The 13809-nt window shown below is 61.5% G+C and carries 14 protein-coding genes; 7 read left to right on the forward strand and 7 right to left on the reverse strand.

Annotated elements, in window-relative coordinates; all coding sequences use genetic code 11:
• Nucleotides 1-147: 147 nt before the first annotated feature.
• Nucleotides 148-1287, forward strand: a complete 1140-nt coding sequence (locus H4V96_RS15725; RefSeq protein ID WP_280721042.1) for a S41 family peptidase — start codon at nucleotides 148-150, stop codon at nucleotides 1285-1287.
• Nucleotides 1288-1472: 185 nt separating this feature from the next.
• Here H4V96_RS15725 and H4V96_RS15730 read toward each other — a convergent pair whose 3' ends face one another.
• Together H4V96_RS15730 and H4V96_RS15735 are read right to left on the reverse strand one after the other, a co-directional pair.
• Nucleotides 1473-3362, reverse strand: coding sequence for a chemotaxis protein CheA (locus H4V96_RS15730; protein WP_280721043.1), 1890 nt, complete (start codon nucleotides 3360-3362; stop codon nucleotides 1473-1475).
• Nucleotides 3362-4219, reverse strand: a complete 858-nt coding sequence (locus H4V96_RS15735) for a protein phosphatase CheZ (protein WP_070346462.1) — start codon at nucleotides 4217-4219, stop codon at nucleotides 3362-3364. The genes H4V96_RS15730 and H4V96_RS15735 overlap by 1 nt, the downstream gene beginning before the upstream one ends.
• Nucleotides 4220-4686: 467 nt before the next feature.
• Here H4V96_RS15735 and H4V96_RS15740 point away from each other — a divergent pair, with 467 nt between their 5' ends.
• From H4V96_RS15740 to H4V96_RS15765, 6 genes are all read left to right on the forward strand, one after another.
• Nucleotides 4687-5154 carry a universal stress protein gene (locus H4V96_RS15740; RefSeq protein WP_010400416.1) on the forward strand — a complete coding sequence of 156 codons (468 nt, stop codon included), beginning with the start codon at nucleotides 4687-4689 and terminating at the stop codon, nucleotides 5152-5154.
• A 161-nt stretch (nucleotides 5155-5315) separates the two neighbouring features.
• Nucleotides 5316-5960 carry a response regulator transcription factor gene (locus tag H4V96_RS15745; RefSeq protein ID WP_010400418.1) on the forward strand — a complete coding sequence of 215 codons (645 nt, stop codon included), beginning with the start codon at nucleotides 5316-5318 and terminating at the stop codon, nucleotides 5958-5960.
• 329 nt (nucleotides 5961-6289) lie between these two features.
• Nucleotides 6290-7096, forward strand: coding sequence for a helix-turn-helix domain-containing protein (locus tag H4V96_RS15750; protein ID WP_196854882.1), 807 nt, complete (start codon nucleotides 6290-6292; stop codon nucleotides 7094-7096).
• Nucleotides 7097-7352: 256 nt separating this feature from the next.
• Nucleotides 7353-7550, forward strand: a complete 198-nt coding sequence (locus tag H4V96_RS15755; RefSeq protein ID WP_010400423.1) for a hemin uptake protein HemP — start codon at nucleotides 7353-7355, stop codon at nucleotides 7548-7550.
• A gap of 86 nt (nucleotides 7551-7636) precedes the next feature.
• Complete coding sequence (locus H4V96_RS15760; RefSeq protein ID WP_050855943.1) at nucleotides 7637-7963, forward strand: hypothetical protein; 327 nt, start codon at nucleotides 7637-7639, stop codon at nucleotides 7961-7963.
• 30 nt (nucleotides 7964-7993) lie between these two features.
• On the forward strand, nucleotides 7994-9226 hold the full coding sequence (locus tag H4V96_RS15765; protein ID WP_196854827.1) for a DUF2325 domain-containing protein: 1233 nt from the start codon (nucleotides 7994-7996) through the stop codon (nucleotides 9224-9226).
• Between the two features lie 57 nt (nucleotides 9227-9283).
• On the opposite strand, the gene H4V96_RS15770 is transcribed toward H4V96_RS15765, so the two are convergent.
• From H4V96_RS15770 to H4V96_RS15790, 5 genes are read right to left on the reverse strand one after another with little or no spacing between them, the layout of a single operon-like run.
• Entirely contained in the window at nucleotides 9284-10648 is a 1365-nt protein-coding gene (locus tag H4V96_RS15770; protein WP_196854826.1) for a sulfite reductase subunit alpha, read from the reverse strand.
• A 13-nt stretch (nucleotides 10649-10661) separates the two neighbouring features.
• Nucleotides 10662-11702 carry an FAD:protein FMN transferase gene (locus tag H4V96_RS15775; protein WP_196854825.1) on the reverse strand — a complete coding sequence of 347 codons (1041 nt, stop codon included), beginning with the start codon at nucleotides 11700-11702 and terminating at the stop codon, nucleotides 10662-10664.
• Between the two features lie 26 nt (nucleotides 11703-11728).
• Nucleotides 11729-12556: a DUF4198 domain-containing protein gene (locus H4V96_RS15780; RefSeq protein ID WP_196854824.1), complete on the reverse strand. Its 828-nt coding sequence runs from the start codon at nucleotides 12554-12556 to the stop codon at nucleotides 11729-11731.
• A gap of 12 nt (nucleotides 12557-12568) precedes the next feature.
• On the reverse strand, nucleotides 12569-13084 hold the full coding sequence (locus H4V96_RS15785) for a DUF2271 domain-containing protein (RefSeq protein ID WP_196854823.1): 516 nt from the start codon (nucleotides 13082-13084) through the stop codon (nucleotides 12569-12571).
• A 54-nt stretch (nucleotides 13085-13138) separates the two neighbouring features.
• Nucleotides 13139-13792 carry a PepSY-associated TM helix domain-containing protein gene (locus H4V96_RS15790; protein ID WP_010400434.1) on the reverse strand — a complete coding sequence of 218 codons (654 nt, stop codon included), beginning with the start codon at nucleotides 13790-13792 and terminating at the stop codon, nucleotides 13139-13141.
• Nucleotides 13793-13809: the final 17 nt, after the last annotated feature.

A 13809-nucleotide genomic window follows, 5' to 3' on the forward strand; every position in this document is an offset into this window, starting at 1 on the left:
CATTGGCGGCAGACCGCGCTTATCCGCAGGCGGGCCGCCGAACGTGTCACGGCGCGATCAGAAATTGCCATTTTTTCTTGATATTATGTGTATTGTATTTTGACAATAAACACCGGCGCATGCGCGCCACCACACCGAAGGACCTCAATGAAACTGAATTTGTTGGCGCTGGCCGCCCTGACCCTGGCCGCGCCGCCCTTGGCCAGCGCCGATGCGGCGGCGGCCACGCCGGGAGCAAGCTGCCTGCAGGACTTGCACGACATTGCGCCCTTCCTGCTGGAAAATGACACGGGGGCGCGCCAGCACCTGGCGCAAAAGGGAGCGGCGTATTTCGACCTGGCGCTGAGCCGCGCAAGCGAGGCCGCGGAAAACACTAGCGATGCATCTGCTTGTAATGTCATCCTGGCCGATTATCTGAGTAAGTGGCGCACAGGCCATCTGCAGATCGTGCCCAGCGCAGCATTGAAGCACAGCAAACCAGCGCCGCCCTCCACGCCCACTGCAAATACGGTTGATAAAAGAGCGCCATCGCTGCAACTGCTGTCACCTCGGACCGCCTTACTGACACTGCCCAGTTTTTTTCCTCAGTACGGCAAGGCAATCGCTGATTTACTGGCAAGCAAACGTCACGATCTTGCCACCCACCCCCACTGGATCATTGATGTCAGGCGCAATGATGGCGGCAGTGATAGTACTTATGCGCCACTGCTGCCATGGATCAGCTCAGGCGAGATCGTCAGCGTGGGTGGCGAATGGCTGGCCACGCCAGCCAATATTGCCGGACAGGAAGGTATCTGCGCGCTGTACGCCCCCGGTGATGCCTCGTGCACGACAGACAGTGAGCATGCCGTCGCCCGGATGCGCAGCGTCGAATCAGGCCAGTTTGTAACACAGCGAACCGATGGGCCTGTCAGCTATGGAAGTTTGCCCAAAAAGAAGACGCAGCCGGCCCGCGTCGCGGTACTGGTCGACCGCGATTGCGGGAGCTCCTGCGAACAATTCCTGCTGGCGGTACGGCAGAGTTTTCATGTCAAGTTGATCGGCCGCAGCAGCTACGGTGCGCTCGATTATTCGAACGTGCGCCTGCATGCCTTGCCCTCAGGGCTACGCCAGCTCATGTACGCGACCTCGCGCTCGGCCCGCTTGCCGCAGGTACAGGTCGACCTGAACGGCATCATGCCCGACATCTACCTGCCGCCACCGAAGGACGAAGCGGAACACGCCCAGGAAATCGTGCGCGTGCAACGCTGGCTGGAAGGCGGCACCCTGCGCCCGGGCAGCATGTGATTGCACCATGAAAAAAAAGCCCGCTATGCATAGCGGGCTTTCGAATGAATACAACGATACTAAAGGCAGCTGAGAAAACCGTAGCGAGCGGAATGCAAGCCTGACCAAGAAGCGCCACCGTACTCTGGTACGGTGAGCATCGCAGGCTGCCTATACCGACGCGCAGCAGGTTTTGTCAGGTGCCATCATGCGGCCATGCGCACACTACCCCTGCAACCATCCATCAGGAACGACAGGCCTACTACCAGTACCAGCTCGCCTTCGGCAGAGCGGGCGGTGCCGGTAATGCCTTCCACGGTGATGGCCGTCATCGGCTTGATCACCAGGTCGGCCGTGCCATCGACGGCTGCCACGGCCAGAATATAAGGCTGTGGCGCAGCAACAACAATGCCCACGCGTTCGCTACACGCTTCATAGCCCAGGGAGCCGGCCAGCGAGCGCACGGGCAATGGACGACCCTGGTCTTTCAGTACCGGCGCGCCACCCACTTCCATGAAGGTTTCCGGCAATTCGACGACGCGTTGCACCACCGCCATCGGCAGCGCCAGCGCGGCACCCGACGTCGACACCAGCATGGTCGGCACGATGGACAGCTCGATCGGCAGGCGGATGGCAAACTTGGTGCCCTTGCCCAGCGTCGATTCGATATGGATGGCGCCGCGATTTTTCTCCACGGCTGTCTTGACCACGTCCATGCCGACACCGCGACCGGAAACGCTGGAGGCGACTTCCTTGGTCGAGAAGCCCGGCAGGAACACCAGCTGGAAGCATTCGTCGTTGCTCAATTGCGCGCTTTCGCTGATCAAGCCTTTTTGCTGTGCCTTGCTGCGCAGGAAGAGCGGGTCCATGCCCTTGCCATCATCCTGCAGCACGATCATGACGCTGTTCGCTTCCTGCCAAGCCTTCAGTGAAATATACGATTTGGCGGGCTTGCCGGCGGCCAGACGCGCTTCCGGCGACTCGACGCCATGGTCTAGCGAATTGCGCAACATGTGCACGAGCGGATCGTACAGGCTGTCAACTACCACGCGGTCGACTTCCGTCTCCGCACCCTCAATGGTCAGCTCGACATCCTTGCCCAAGTCTTTTGCCAGTTCGCGCACCAGACGCGGAAATTTCTGGAACAGACGGCCCACCGGTTGCATGCGCGTGGCAAGCGTGGCCCGCTGCAACTCGGTCGAGTAGCGCGAAGCGCGTTCCAGCGTTTCCGCCAGGGTCGCCATCAGGGTAGCAGCTTGCCCTTCGAATTTGAATTGCAACAAGCGTTCGAGCAGCACGGCGGCCTGGTTCGCAGCCTGTACCGATTCGCCGGCCACTTCCAGCAGGGCGTCTAGCTTGACGGCGTCGACGCGGATACTGTCTTCCTTGACGGGCGCGGCATGGCGCACTTCCGGACGTTCTTCGCGACGTTCCGCGCCATCCCAGGCTTTGCCTGCCGGCTTGGCGGCAGCAGTAGCAGTAGCAGTAGCAGCAGGCGCGGCGGCCGCAGCGACAGGCGCAGCGGCGACAGGCGCCGGTGTGCCAGCAAGCTGGCTGCCCGCCGGCACGACGGCGTTATACATACCTTCCCAGTCCAGGCCATCGGCGCTGGCAGTGGCAACAGCGGCAACCGGCGCAGCGACGACGACTGCGGCAACGGACGCGGCCACTTCCACAGCCGTCGCAGCAGCAGGCGCAGCGGCGTCCATGCCCTTGCCTTCGATGGCGTTCGTCAGGATGTGCTCCAGCTCTTCCGGCATGGCCGGCAAGCTTTCCGGCGCGCTACCGTTGGCCAGTTCCGTCAGCTGGTCGGCCACGAAACCGGACGCTTGCAATGCCGCCTCGATGGCGATCGGCGTCACCGGTGCGGCGCCCGTGCGCAAGGCGTCGAACAGGTTTTCCGTCAGATGGCAGGCAGCCACCAGCGCGGGTAGGCCCATGAAGCCGGCACCACCCTTGATGGTGTGGAAGGAGCGAAACACGGCATTCAGTGTTTCCTTGTTGTCGGGATCACGCTCAAGACACAATAAGTGCTCTTCAACATTCACCGCAAGATCCATCGCCTCAACGACGAAATCCTTGAGCATATCGTCCATTAGAATCCCAAATCGGCAAGAAGGTCGTCTACATTATCCTGGTCCAGCGCCACCGAAGGAACGGACGGGCCCTGCATCAGCGGCACCGGCTTTTGCGCCAGTTTTTCGCGCACTTCGGCCGGTGCATTGTCGCGCAGCAGCTGGGCAAGCTCGTGCTCCACCGTCTTGGTGATGTTGACCACTTTCTTGATCAGCTGGCCCGTGATGTCCTGGAAGTCCTGCGCCATCATGATTTCCAGCAAGCGCGCTTTTTCCGCTTCCGTCGCCTCGGCAACGGCTTGCGCGAACTGACGGGAATCGCCGGCCAGGGCCTTGAATTCTTCCAGGCTCAGCTTGCCATCGAACAGCGCCGTCCAGCGGCTGTCCATGTCCTTGGCTTTCTTCGACAACACATCTTGCGCCGGCATGCCCTCGTCTAGCGTATTCAAGACCTTGTTGGCGGCCTGTTCCGTCAGTGTGGCGACATACTCGAGGCGGTCCTGGGCGTCGACGATCTGCGACGACGCTTCCGTCAACGCCTTGTCGTAGCCCAGTTCGCGCAGCGAATCGTGCAGCAGGCGCACGATGCCGCCCAGGCGTTCAAACATCGGCTTGTCGGACTGGTCGACCGCAACGGCCGCTTCGCCGGGCACGCCTGCGGGGGATGCGGCTGGCGCTTCCGGCGCGGCGGCGACTGGCGCTTCCGCTGCGGCTGCCGGCACGCTGGCGCTGGCCGACACCGAGTCGAACAGCGCGTCAAAATCGTCGTCCGCGCTCACGGCTGCGGGCGCTGCAGCGGGTGCGGGCTGGGGAGCTGCCGCACTTTGCGCAGATACTTCATCGAATAATGCATCGAAATCATCAGCGGCGTTGGTCATATCCCTGCTTCTCCATAAATTGTCAAAATTCCGCCTGAACTGTGCGTTTTACAGACTGATACCCACAATTTCTCGATTAAGATGATTTGAGGCAATACCGCTGCGATGGTGCGAGTGTAGCAGGGCGCCACCCTGTTGGTAAATCTCAAAACGCGCTTCCTGGTGCAAAGCCGGCCCACAAGAGCTTTTCTCCCAGGAAATAAGTGTTCCTGCTGTTGTATTTTGAAATACTACCATTGGCGTGCGCACAAGACCACGCGCCAGACAAGAAATCTTACTCAAGGGTGCTTGCACAACAGTACTCCACGACTATAGTTGCAATTAAAACACAATCCCTCTACCAATGTTGTCTATACTAAAGGTGCAACAGTATTGATAATTATCAAGTCCCTATATGAATACCATACTGCCGCCGCGTCTACAATGAGGGGCGTTACGCGCGCTGAGTCACTGCCAAAGGACCTGCCATGTATAAGAAAATTCTGATCGCCACGGACGGCTCCACCGTCTCCAACTTGACCGCTTGCGCCGGCGTTGCCTTTGCCGAACAGATGAACGCCGACATCGTTGCCCTGTACGTGGCGCCCGAATACCAGTATCCGGTGTACATCGAGATCATTCCACCGAGCTATCCCAGCGAAGAAGAATATCGGATCGCCATGCGCAAGGCCGGCACAGAGCACTGGCAGCCCATCCTCGACGCCGCTGCCAAGCGGGGCCTGGAAGCGACGGGCCTGACCGCTTTTTCCGACAGCCCGGCCATGAAAATCGTCGAAGCGGCGCAATCGCAGCACTGCGACCTGATCTTCATGGGTTCGCATGGCCGCAGCGGCTGGGGGCAATTGCTGCTCGGCAGCGTGACCAACAAGGTGCTGTCGCACTCGACATTGCCCGTACTGGTGCATAGGCTGATCAAGGAACCGCCACCGCAATAGCAGTTCGCATCGCCGCAGGGGGGGCGGCGCAGCCGGCCTAGCGGGTAAGAAGACAAACTTGCGGCCATTCGGTTAAAATGACAATGTTTCTCGTTTCTCAACACTCGACCGGCCGCCACAAAACGGCCGAAGCACACTACCTGCCTCCAGATTGCCCGCCTATGATACGTATCGTGATTGCTGATGACCATACCATCATGCGGGAAGGATTGAAGCGCATTCTTGATGGCGCACCCGACATCGACATCGTGGGTGAAGCCATCGACGGCTTTGACGTACTCAATCACGTGCGCCAGGGCGGCTTCGACCTGCTGCTACTCGACCTGTCGATGCCCGGCCGCAGCGGCGTCGACCTGATCCGGCAAATCCGCAGCGAGGCACCCAAGCTGGCCATCCTGATCCTCACCATGCACGAGGAAGAGCAGTATGCGGTGCGCGCCATCCGCGCTGGCGCACAAGGCTATCTGACCAAAGAAAGCGCGGGCACCCAGTTGGTGGGCGCGATACACAAGGTGGCGTCGGGACGTCCCTACATCAGCGCCGAGGTAGCCGAGCAGCTCGTGCTCAACATCATGATGCCGAACGAAAGCTTGCTGCACAAACAGCTCTCAGACCGCGAATTCGAAGTCTTTTCCCTGCTCGTGGCGGGTAAGTCGATCACCGAAATCGCCAATAACCTGCATCTGAGCGTGAAGACGGTGAGCACCCACAAGACGCGCATCATGCAAAAGATGAGCATGAGTTCGCTGTCAGAAATGGTCCAGTATGCGGTGGCGCACCGCCTGCTGTCGCCCTTCAAGAGCTGAGCATGTCCAGGCGCACCATCGCGTAGGAACAATCCTACATCAACTACCATAGCTCCTACTGCCATATTCAGCCTCTGCTGATATGAATTCGGGACGCTTGTTGGCATACTGAAACCAGTCGTCAAGTTGCTGGAAAGTTATTTCATCACCCAGCAAGTCTTCCGCGAATTGAGATTTACCAGCCTGGATGCGCGTCGCCCTTGCCTGCCCGCCACCCTGTGCACCCTGTCATTCAACTCTGAACTACCTGTCACCAGGAGATGAACATGCCGTCCACGCAAACGCCTGAAACCCGCGCTGCCTCTCCATCGCTGTCCCCCTCCTCGCCGATGGAAGCGGGGCGCCAGCGCCAGGGGCGGCTATGGTCGAACCTGAAGGAAGTATGCGACCTGCTGCATATCTCCAGCGCCTGCACCGTCGCCGCCGATGAGCTGCTGTTCCAGCACGTGCAATTCAAGACGGGCCAGCGCGTGCACACCATCGGCCAGGCCTTCGATACCCTCTACATCGTCAATTCGGGCTTCCTGAAAACCGTGCTCATCGACGAATTCGGCAATGAGCAGGTACTCAGCTTTCCCATGAAGGGGGACATGCTCGGCGTCGATGGCATCCACTCGCGCCATTACTCGTCCGAAGCGGTGGCCTTGTCCGACTGCGACCTGATACTGCTGCCGTTCAAGAAACTGACGGCGCTAGGCAGAGTCCACCTGGAACTGGAAAACGTCATGTATGGCGTGATGAGCCGCGAACTGGTGCGCGAGCAAGCCATGATCGGCATGCTGGGCGCCCTCAGCGCGGAGGCCCGCGTGGCGCGCTTCCTCGTCTCGCTGGCCGAGCGTTTTGCGCAAATGGGCTACTCAAGCAAACTATTCAACCTGCGCATGACGCGCCATGAAATCGGCAGCTACCTGGGCCTGACCCTGGAAACGGTCAGCCGCACCCTGTCGGCCTTCAATGAAATCGGCCTGATCTCGGTCGATCAGCGCACCATCGGCTTGAAGGACCCGGAGGCGCTGAAAACCCTGCGCCGCCTGCCGCCCTCACGCTCGCGCGCGAAACAGTTGGCAGCGGCCAAGCTGAAGGCCGACAACACGGCTGCCGCTACCGCCTCGGCGCAATTGCTGGCCACCATCTAAGTAAGTCCCCACTCCTTCAAGCTTGGCACAGGCTTGACTTGGACAAGGCGCGCACCGCCTTGGCCAAGTCTTTTTTGCTGCCGCTCTCCTCGCATGCCGCGCCTGCGGCCGCCTTTGTCCAGCCGCCTTCCTCATCCACGCTGTCATGCGGGCGTAAAAAAGCGCGGATTGCGCACAAATAAGCCTTGCTTTTCGGGCCACATTCGAGAATAATGCAAATACGAATCATTCTCAACTGAGACAAAGAAAGCCCAATATGCAACGCTCAAAACCAGCCTTGATCCAGGATGCCGCTACCGCCCACGCCCGCCCTCCCGTCAGCATGGCGCAACCGGCGCGCCGCATCACCAGCGAAGCGCTGCTGCAACAAGGCCGCGAAGTGGAAATTGAGCACAGCGGCAAAATCTATCGCCTGCGCGTCACCCAATTAAATAAGCTGATCCTGACTGCCTGAAACAGCACGACAGCCAGTCACCATACTCGCCAGCCAGTCGCGTCGCGTGCGCGCAGCCAGCCATACCACCCGCACAGGAGTGTTTCATGGCGAACGAGCGACCTTCCCCGATATTTCCATCCCCGCAGGGCCAACAGCCTGAATTGCTGCTCTCGGCCGTGCTGCACCTGATGTCGCACTACCATGCAGGCAGTCCCTGCGAGCAACTGGCCGCTGTCATCGAACGCCATCTGCAAGTGTTGTCCAGTTCGCCCAGCCTGAGTCCTGTGCTGCAAGCGACCTGCCAGCAGTTGTCGCAACAATGGGCCACCTTGGTGGTGCAACAGCGACCTGCGCCGCCGAAGGACACCATGCTTGAGCGCCTGGCACGCTTGCTGAGCGCCAAAGGCCCGGCCTCGTCCCTGCCGCAATAATCCCCCTCCACCGCCCAATAGGATATCGCCATGTGTGAGCACGACAAGTCCCTGCCCGTCATCAGCAATTGTTCCAACGGCGAGGCCGAAACGGCGGCGCTCGCTTCGCGCCGCCGCCGGCTGTGGGAACTGTCACACACCTGCCATTGCCCGCTGGTCGGCGTGGGCTTGCCGCTAGGCTACTTGCGCAAGCTGGTGGGCAAGATGACGGGCGGGCGCGTACTGGCCGACGACTACGAAGTGCACGTGGGGGCCGTGACGGAATGTGGCGCGCGCAACCGCCTGTCCGAAGCTCTGCAAAAGGAACTCGAACGCCGCTACGCCCCTGTGATCCTGCGCTTTCGCAGCGCCAAGAGCACCGGGCAGGTAGCGCAACTGTGGCGCACGGCCGTCGCCAACGGCGACGTGTCGGGCGCTTTCTGGGCCGGCCTGACGCATCCGCGCTGCGACGCCGAACTGGAAGAGCAAATGTGCCGCGACTTGCACATGATCCAGCACCAGGCCGGTGCCTGCGTGCGCGCCGACATGGGAAAATTTACCGCATTGCAGGAAGAAAATGCACGCCTGGCGCACGAACTGGCCAAGCTGCAACAGCGCGGCCAGGCCATGCTGATGGAAAAAACGGGCGAACTGGAACGCCAGGAAGCCGTGCTGCTGCGCACGCGGGCCGAATCGATCGGCAAGGATAGCGTGCTCGACGCCTTGCGCTGTGAGCTGGCACAATTGCAGGCTGCCGTCCCGGCGCTGGAATCGCGCACACGCCTGGTCGAGCGCCTGGCCCAAATGGATGAGCGTGAAAAAGACTTGCGCCAGCAAATCGCGGAATTGAAGCAAGTCCAAGCACGTCCAGGCACCGCCATGTCGCCGCCGGCACCGGCACCGAAGCTGGAAGTGCCGACCGGCGGCAAGCTGAAAATGCCGATCCGCCTGCTTGATCAAAGCGTCTTGTGCGTGGGCGGTCGCAGCGGCAATGTGGCCACTTACCGCGCCCTGATCGAGCGGGTGGGCGCACAGTTTGCCCACCACGATGGCGGCCTGGAAGACAATGCCAACTTGCTCGATTCAAGCCTGGCGGCGGCCGACCTGGTGATTTGCCAGACCGGCTGCATCAGCCACAGCGCCTACTGGCGCGTGAAAGATTATTGCAAGCGCACGGGCAAGCGCTGTGTCTTCATCGACAACCCAAGCATCTCCAGCCTGGCGCGCGGCTTGCAGGAAGTGAGCGGGGAAATACAACCGGCCGCGCTGGACGCAGAGCACTAAAATACGGCGGGCGGCGCGACGATAGCGCTCGCTTGTGTCAACTCGGCGGGGCAGCAATCAATACACGTCGCGTCGATAGCGCCCAGCGGCCGCCAGCGCGTCGAGCGCGGGCCGGCCCAGCATCTCTTGCAAAGCCTCGTCGACGCCGCCCGCCATGCCGGCCAGGCTGCCACAAATGTAGATGGCCGCGCCCTGTTGCAGCCACAGCCTGACTTCGTCGGCATTGCCACGCAGGCGATCTTGCACGTAGGTGCGCTGCGCCTGGTCGCGCGAAAAAGCCAGGTCCAGGCGCGGCAAGTCGCCACTGGCATGCCAGCCTTCAATTTCTTCGCGGTAATGGAAATCGTGGGCCGCGTTGCGCTCGCCAAAGATCAGCCAATTGCGCCGTTGCCCTGCCAGCACACGGCTTTTCAGGTGGCCGCGCAAGCCGGCGATACCGCTACCGTTACCAATCAAGATTAATGGCCGCTGGGCATTGTCTTCCAGACGGAAACGTCGATGCTGGCGCAAGCGCAGCTGAACCACGTCGCCGACAGCCGCCTGCGCCGTCAGCCAGCCCGAGGCCAGACCCAGGCTGCCATCGGGATGGGCATGCTGACGCACCAGCAAGTGCACGCCGCCGTCGCGCGGGATGGAGGCAATCGAATACTCGCGCGGCTGGCTTGCATCGGCCGGCGCGGCCACCTGCACCAGGTCGCCCGACTGCCAGTGCGGCAGACTGCCCGCCACTGGCACCAGTTCCACGTGATAAATGGCACCGCCCGCGCTACCCGGATTGAGCTGGCGCCGCTGCGTCAAACGCCAGTCGCCAAAGGCCGGGGCGCTCCAGTCGGGTGCATCGCTGGTACCGGCCAGGTGGCTCAGATGCTGGAACCACTGTTCAATGCTAGCGCTGGCGCTGCGGTCAACCTCGATGCGCTCGAACAGGCGCGAAGCGCCCTGCGCCGCCAGCCAGGCATCGAGCGCGCGGCCGAAGCCACAAAACTGGCCATAGCTGCGGTCGCCCAGGGCCAGCAGGCAATAGTGTAATTGCGGTAGCGCAAGCTCACCCGTCATCAGCCTGCCCATGAAGGCGGCCGCATTGTCGGGCGCGTCGCCCTCGCCATAGGTACTGACCACAAACAGGGCCCGCTCCGCTTGTTGCAGATCAGCGGCCGTGAGTTCGGCCAGCGCGCACAGGCGCACGCAAATGCCCGCCAGTTGCAGGCTGCGCGCAGTTTGCGTGGCCAACTCCTCGGCATTGCCCGTCTGGCTGGCATACGCCACCAGCCAGGCAGAGCTGTTCGCCAGCGCCGCCTGGGCGGCAACAACGGCACGCCGCTTGGTGCGCGCGCGCAGCCAGGGCGCCAGGCACACGCCCGCATAACTGAGGGACAGGGCGGCCAGCAAGGTCAGCCGTGCCGTATCGTGTGTAAAAATCATGGCAAGTAATCGTTCATTCGTCGAGCATGGCCAGCATCTGGCTACTCAGCGTTTCGTGGTAGGCAAGACCATCGCGCTGCAAGAAACGCGCGGCCAGGCCCTGCTCTTCGGCCAGCGCCATGCCGGCCTCGGGGCCGAGCACCGTCAAGGCCGTCGACCAGGCATCGGCCGCCATGCATTCGGCGTGCACAACGGTGACGGAAGCGAGTTGATTGGCGATCGGCATGCCGCTGCGCGGATCGATCGTATGGGAAAAACGCGCTGTGCCATCCTGAAAGAAACGCCGGTAGTCGCCCGAAGTGGCGACGGACAAGCCGTGCAGCGCCAGCAACATTTCCGACGGATGCTGTGCATTAACGGCACTATCGGCGGCGCCATCGACCTGTTCCAGCATCACCCACCATGGCTGGCCATCGGGCTTGCAACCGGCGCCGCGCAGCTCTCCCCCCACCTCGACCAGATAATGCTCGATGCCCTGGCTATCGAGGTAGCGCGCCAGGCGGTCCACGCCATAGCCCTTGGCCACGGCAGACAAATCGAGTTGCAAGCCACCGGGCTGGCGCGCACGGCGGGCCGGCAAGTCCAGCTCCAAGCGTTGCCGCTGACGCTGCGACAGCAGCAGCGCCACGGTGTCGTCTTTCGGCAGCATGAAGTCGGGCTGATCGTAGCGCTTGCGGGGACCAAAGCCCCATAGGTTGACGAGGGCGCCGGCGCAAGGGTCGTACGCGCCGCCGGATGCTTGCGACACATGCATGGCAAAGCCCAGCACCTCGCAAAAAGCAGCGGGCAGGCTGTGCCAGCTACCGGGCTCGGCAAGGTTGAAGCGTCCCAGGTCGGACGCCTCGTTCCAATGGCTCATTTGCGCGACGACAAGGTCCAGCTGCTGCTGCAAGCCCAGTTGCAGGTCGACGCTGCCGGCACGCCCCGGCATGGCACACTCGAGCAGGCGGACCGACCAGCTGGTGCCCATGGACAGCCCGCGCAGATCCCGGATCGCGGCGCCGGGCGGCGCGACCTGATCGGAAATATGCTGAGGCAGCAAGACGCGTCGCATCGATGCTCTCGTAAAGCTGCCGCCGCTTACTGCGGCAGCACTTCCAAGGTGGCCGCGTAGGTCGAACGGCGCTCAGGCATGGCTGGCGACTGCCCGGCCACGGCCGGCGCCACCACCGCTGGCCAGGTGCTGCTCAAGTAATACATGCCTGCCGCTGGCAGCGTGAACGTGATCTCGCCCTTGGCATCGGTGCTCTGGCGGATTTCGCCCAGCACGCCACGGTAGCGTACGCCACCGGGTACCAGGCTGAACGCCTGGTTGGCCGCCGGCTTGCCGTCGACCAGGAAGCGCCACGTGGCTTTCTCGCCGGCACGCAAATCGTTCGGATGGGTGACAGGCACGAATTCCAGTCCTATGCCCGTCGGCTTGAATACTTCCATGCTGGTTTCGGCATTGCTGAAGAACGTTTCCAGACGGCTGGCCGTGCGCGTGACTTTCACCTCTTGCGCGTCGGCCGGCATGTCTTTCTTGAACGTTTCCTCGTTGCCGCGGAAACGCTTCTGCTCGCCATTTTGCTTGTAGTTGGCCATCACGTTTTGCGACACGATGGCCGCCCTGTAGGTGCCGGGCTTTTCCATCTTCACATCAAACACGCTGCGCAAGCGGCCCGTGACGGTGTTCGCCGGCGTCACTTTCGCGCCATCGGGGCCGGTCACTTGCAGCGCGTCCAGGCGCAGCGGCTGATGGTCAATCTCGAACAAGCCATCGGAGATGGCCGCGTCCACCGTCACCCAGGCGTCCTTGCTTTCTACCATCGTGCTCGATGGCACCATCCAGCCGCGGTGGGCGTGGGCATTCATGGTCAAGCCGGCCAGGGCCAGCGCGAGCAGCGGTTTATTCAGTTTATTGAACATGATGGATGCGCCTTAAAGTTTGAGTTGGACGACGATATTGCCGAGTTCTTCCTTGCCCTTGACTGGCACGGACTGGGCCGATTTCGGCGGCCACTGGAACGGCACGCGTACCACTTCGCGCCCACCCGCTTCGCGCGCCGCTTCCACCACCACCTGGTATTCGCCGGCCGGCAGCTTGTCGAGCAAAGCCTTGGCACCAGGGAAATTGAAGGTATATTCGCCCGGCGCACGCGTGGCACCGCTGACGCCGTCAATCGGCATGCTCAGGTCGCGACCGCTCTTGCGCCACCATTGGCGCATGTCCTTCAGCCATTTTTCTCCTGCCTTGTCCTTCTTTTTCATGTCATACAGCACCGCCAGGTTGCCGACGACCTTTTGATCGGCCGTTTCCAGCCATGCCGCCACGTAGGGACGGTGATACTCCGCCGCGTTCAGTTGCGGGATTTCAATCTTGAGGGCCAGGTCGGCCGCCATCGCCGAAGTACCGATGAGGGGAAGGCCAAGCGCCAGGGAGTAGCGTAATTTCATGGTGTGCCTGTAAAAAGGAAAAGTAAAAACAATCAATAAATAATTAATTGGAAATTAATGAATAAACAGCAAGGCGATCGCGCAAGGGATCAAAATACCGAGGCCTACCATCGGCCAGGTAAATGGCCGGTTGACCGCGTGGAACTTCAAAATCAATACACCCGTCAGGCAAAACACGATGCACAGGCCGGCAAAAATATCGATGAACCAGTTCCAGGCCACGCCCGTGTTGCGGCCCTTGTGCACATCGTTGAGCCAAGACACCCAGCCCCGGTCCGTCAATTCGTATTCGGCAGCGCCGTCTTCCAGGCCGATGCGCACCCAGGCGTCGCCGCCCGCCTTCGACAATGGCAGGTAGACTTCTTCGACGCTCCATTCGGCGGCACGCCCGCCCGCGTTCAGCGACCATTGCTGTTGCAACCAGGTTTCGGCGACGGCGGGCATGGGCGCATTGGCACCATCATGCTGGGCCGCATACGCGGCCAGTTCGGTGAGCAACGTGGCCGGCAGTTGTGCCTTTTGCCGCGTGATCGAGGGCTTAGCTTCAATCTGGCTGGCGTGGTTCAGGGTGATGCCGGTGATGGCGAACAGGAACATGCCCAACAGGCAAAGTGCCGAACTGATCCAATGCCATTGATGTAAGTGCTTGAGCCAGACGGCGCGACTGGCATTGCTCTTCGCCTTGTCTGCGGCGCCCGCCTTACCCACCGAGCCCCCCCGGCAAG

The sequence above is a fragment of the Janthinobacterium sp. CG_23.4 genome (assembly GCF_029892305.1).
In the GTDB taxonomy this organism is placed as follows: Bacteria; Pseudomonadota; Gammaproteobacteria; order Burkholderiales; family Burkholderiaceae_D; genus Janthinobacterium; species Janthinobacterium lividum_D.

Bases quoted from the DNA above. Each gene is read 5' to 3' on its own strand.
- H4V96_RS15745 (WP_010400418.1), top strand. From the start codon at position 5,316: ATGATACGTATCGTGATTGCTGATGACCATACCATCATGCGGGAAGGA.
- H4V96_RS15780 (WP_196854824.1), bottom strand. From the start codon at position 12,556: ATGTTCAATAAACTGAATAAACCGCTGCTCGCGCTGGCCCTGGCCGGC.
- H4V96_RS15760 (WP_050855943.1), top strand. From the start codon at position 7,637: ATGGCGAACGAGCGACCTTCCCCGATATTTCCATCCCCGCAGGGCCAA.
- H4V96_RS15775 (WP_196854825.1), bottom strand. From the start codon at position 11,702: ATGCGACGCGTCTTGCTGCCTCAGCATATTTCCGATCAGGTCGCGCCG.
- H4V96_RS15770 (WP_196854826.1), bottom strand. From the start codon at position 10,648: ATGATTTTTACACACGATACGGCACGGCTGACCTTGCTGGCCGCCCTG.
- H4V96_RS15730 (WP_280721043.1), bottom strand. From the start codon at position 3,362: ATGGACGATATGCTCAAGGATTTCGTCGTTGAGGCGATGGATCTTGCG.
- H4V96_RS15725 (WP_280721042.1), top strand. From the start codon at position 148: ATGAAACTGAATTTGTTGGCGCTGGCCGCCCTGACCCTGGCCGCGCCG.
- H4V96_RS15735 (WP_070346462.1), bottom strand. From the start codon at position 4,219: ATGACCAACGCCGCTGATGATTTCGATGCATTATTCGATGAAGTATCT.
- H4V96_RS15785 (WP_196854823.1), bottom strand. From the start codon at position 13,084: ATGAAATTACGCTACTCCCTGGCGCTTGGCCTTCCCCTCATCGGTACT.
- H4V96_RS15755 (WP_010400423.1), top strand. From the start codon at position 7,353: ATGCAACGCTCAAAACCAGCCTTGATCCAGGATGCCGCTACCGCCCAC.
- H4V96_RS15740 (WP_010400416.1), top strand. From the start codon at position 4,687: ATGTATAAGAAAATTCTGATCGCCACGGACGGCTCCACCGTCTCCAAC.
- H4V96_RS15765 (WP_196854827.1), top strand. From the start codon at position 7,994: ATGTGTGAGCACGACAAGTCCCTGCCCGTCATCAGCAATTGTTCCAAC.
- H4V96_RS15750 (WP_196854882.1), top strand. From the start codon at position 6,290: ATGGAAGCGGGGCGCCAGCGCCAGGGGCGGCTATGGTCGAACCTGAAG.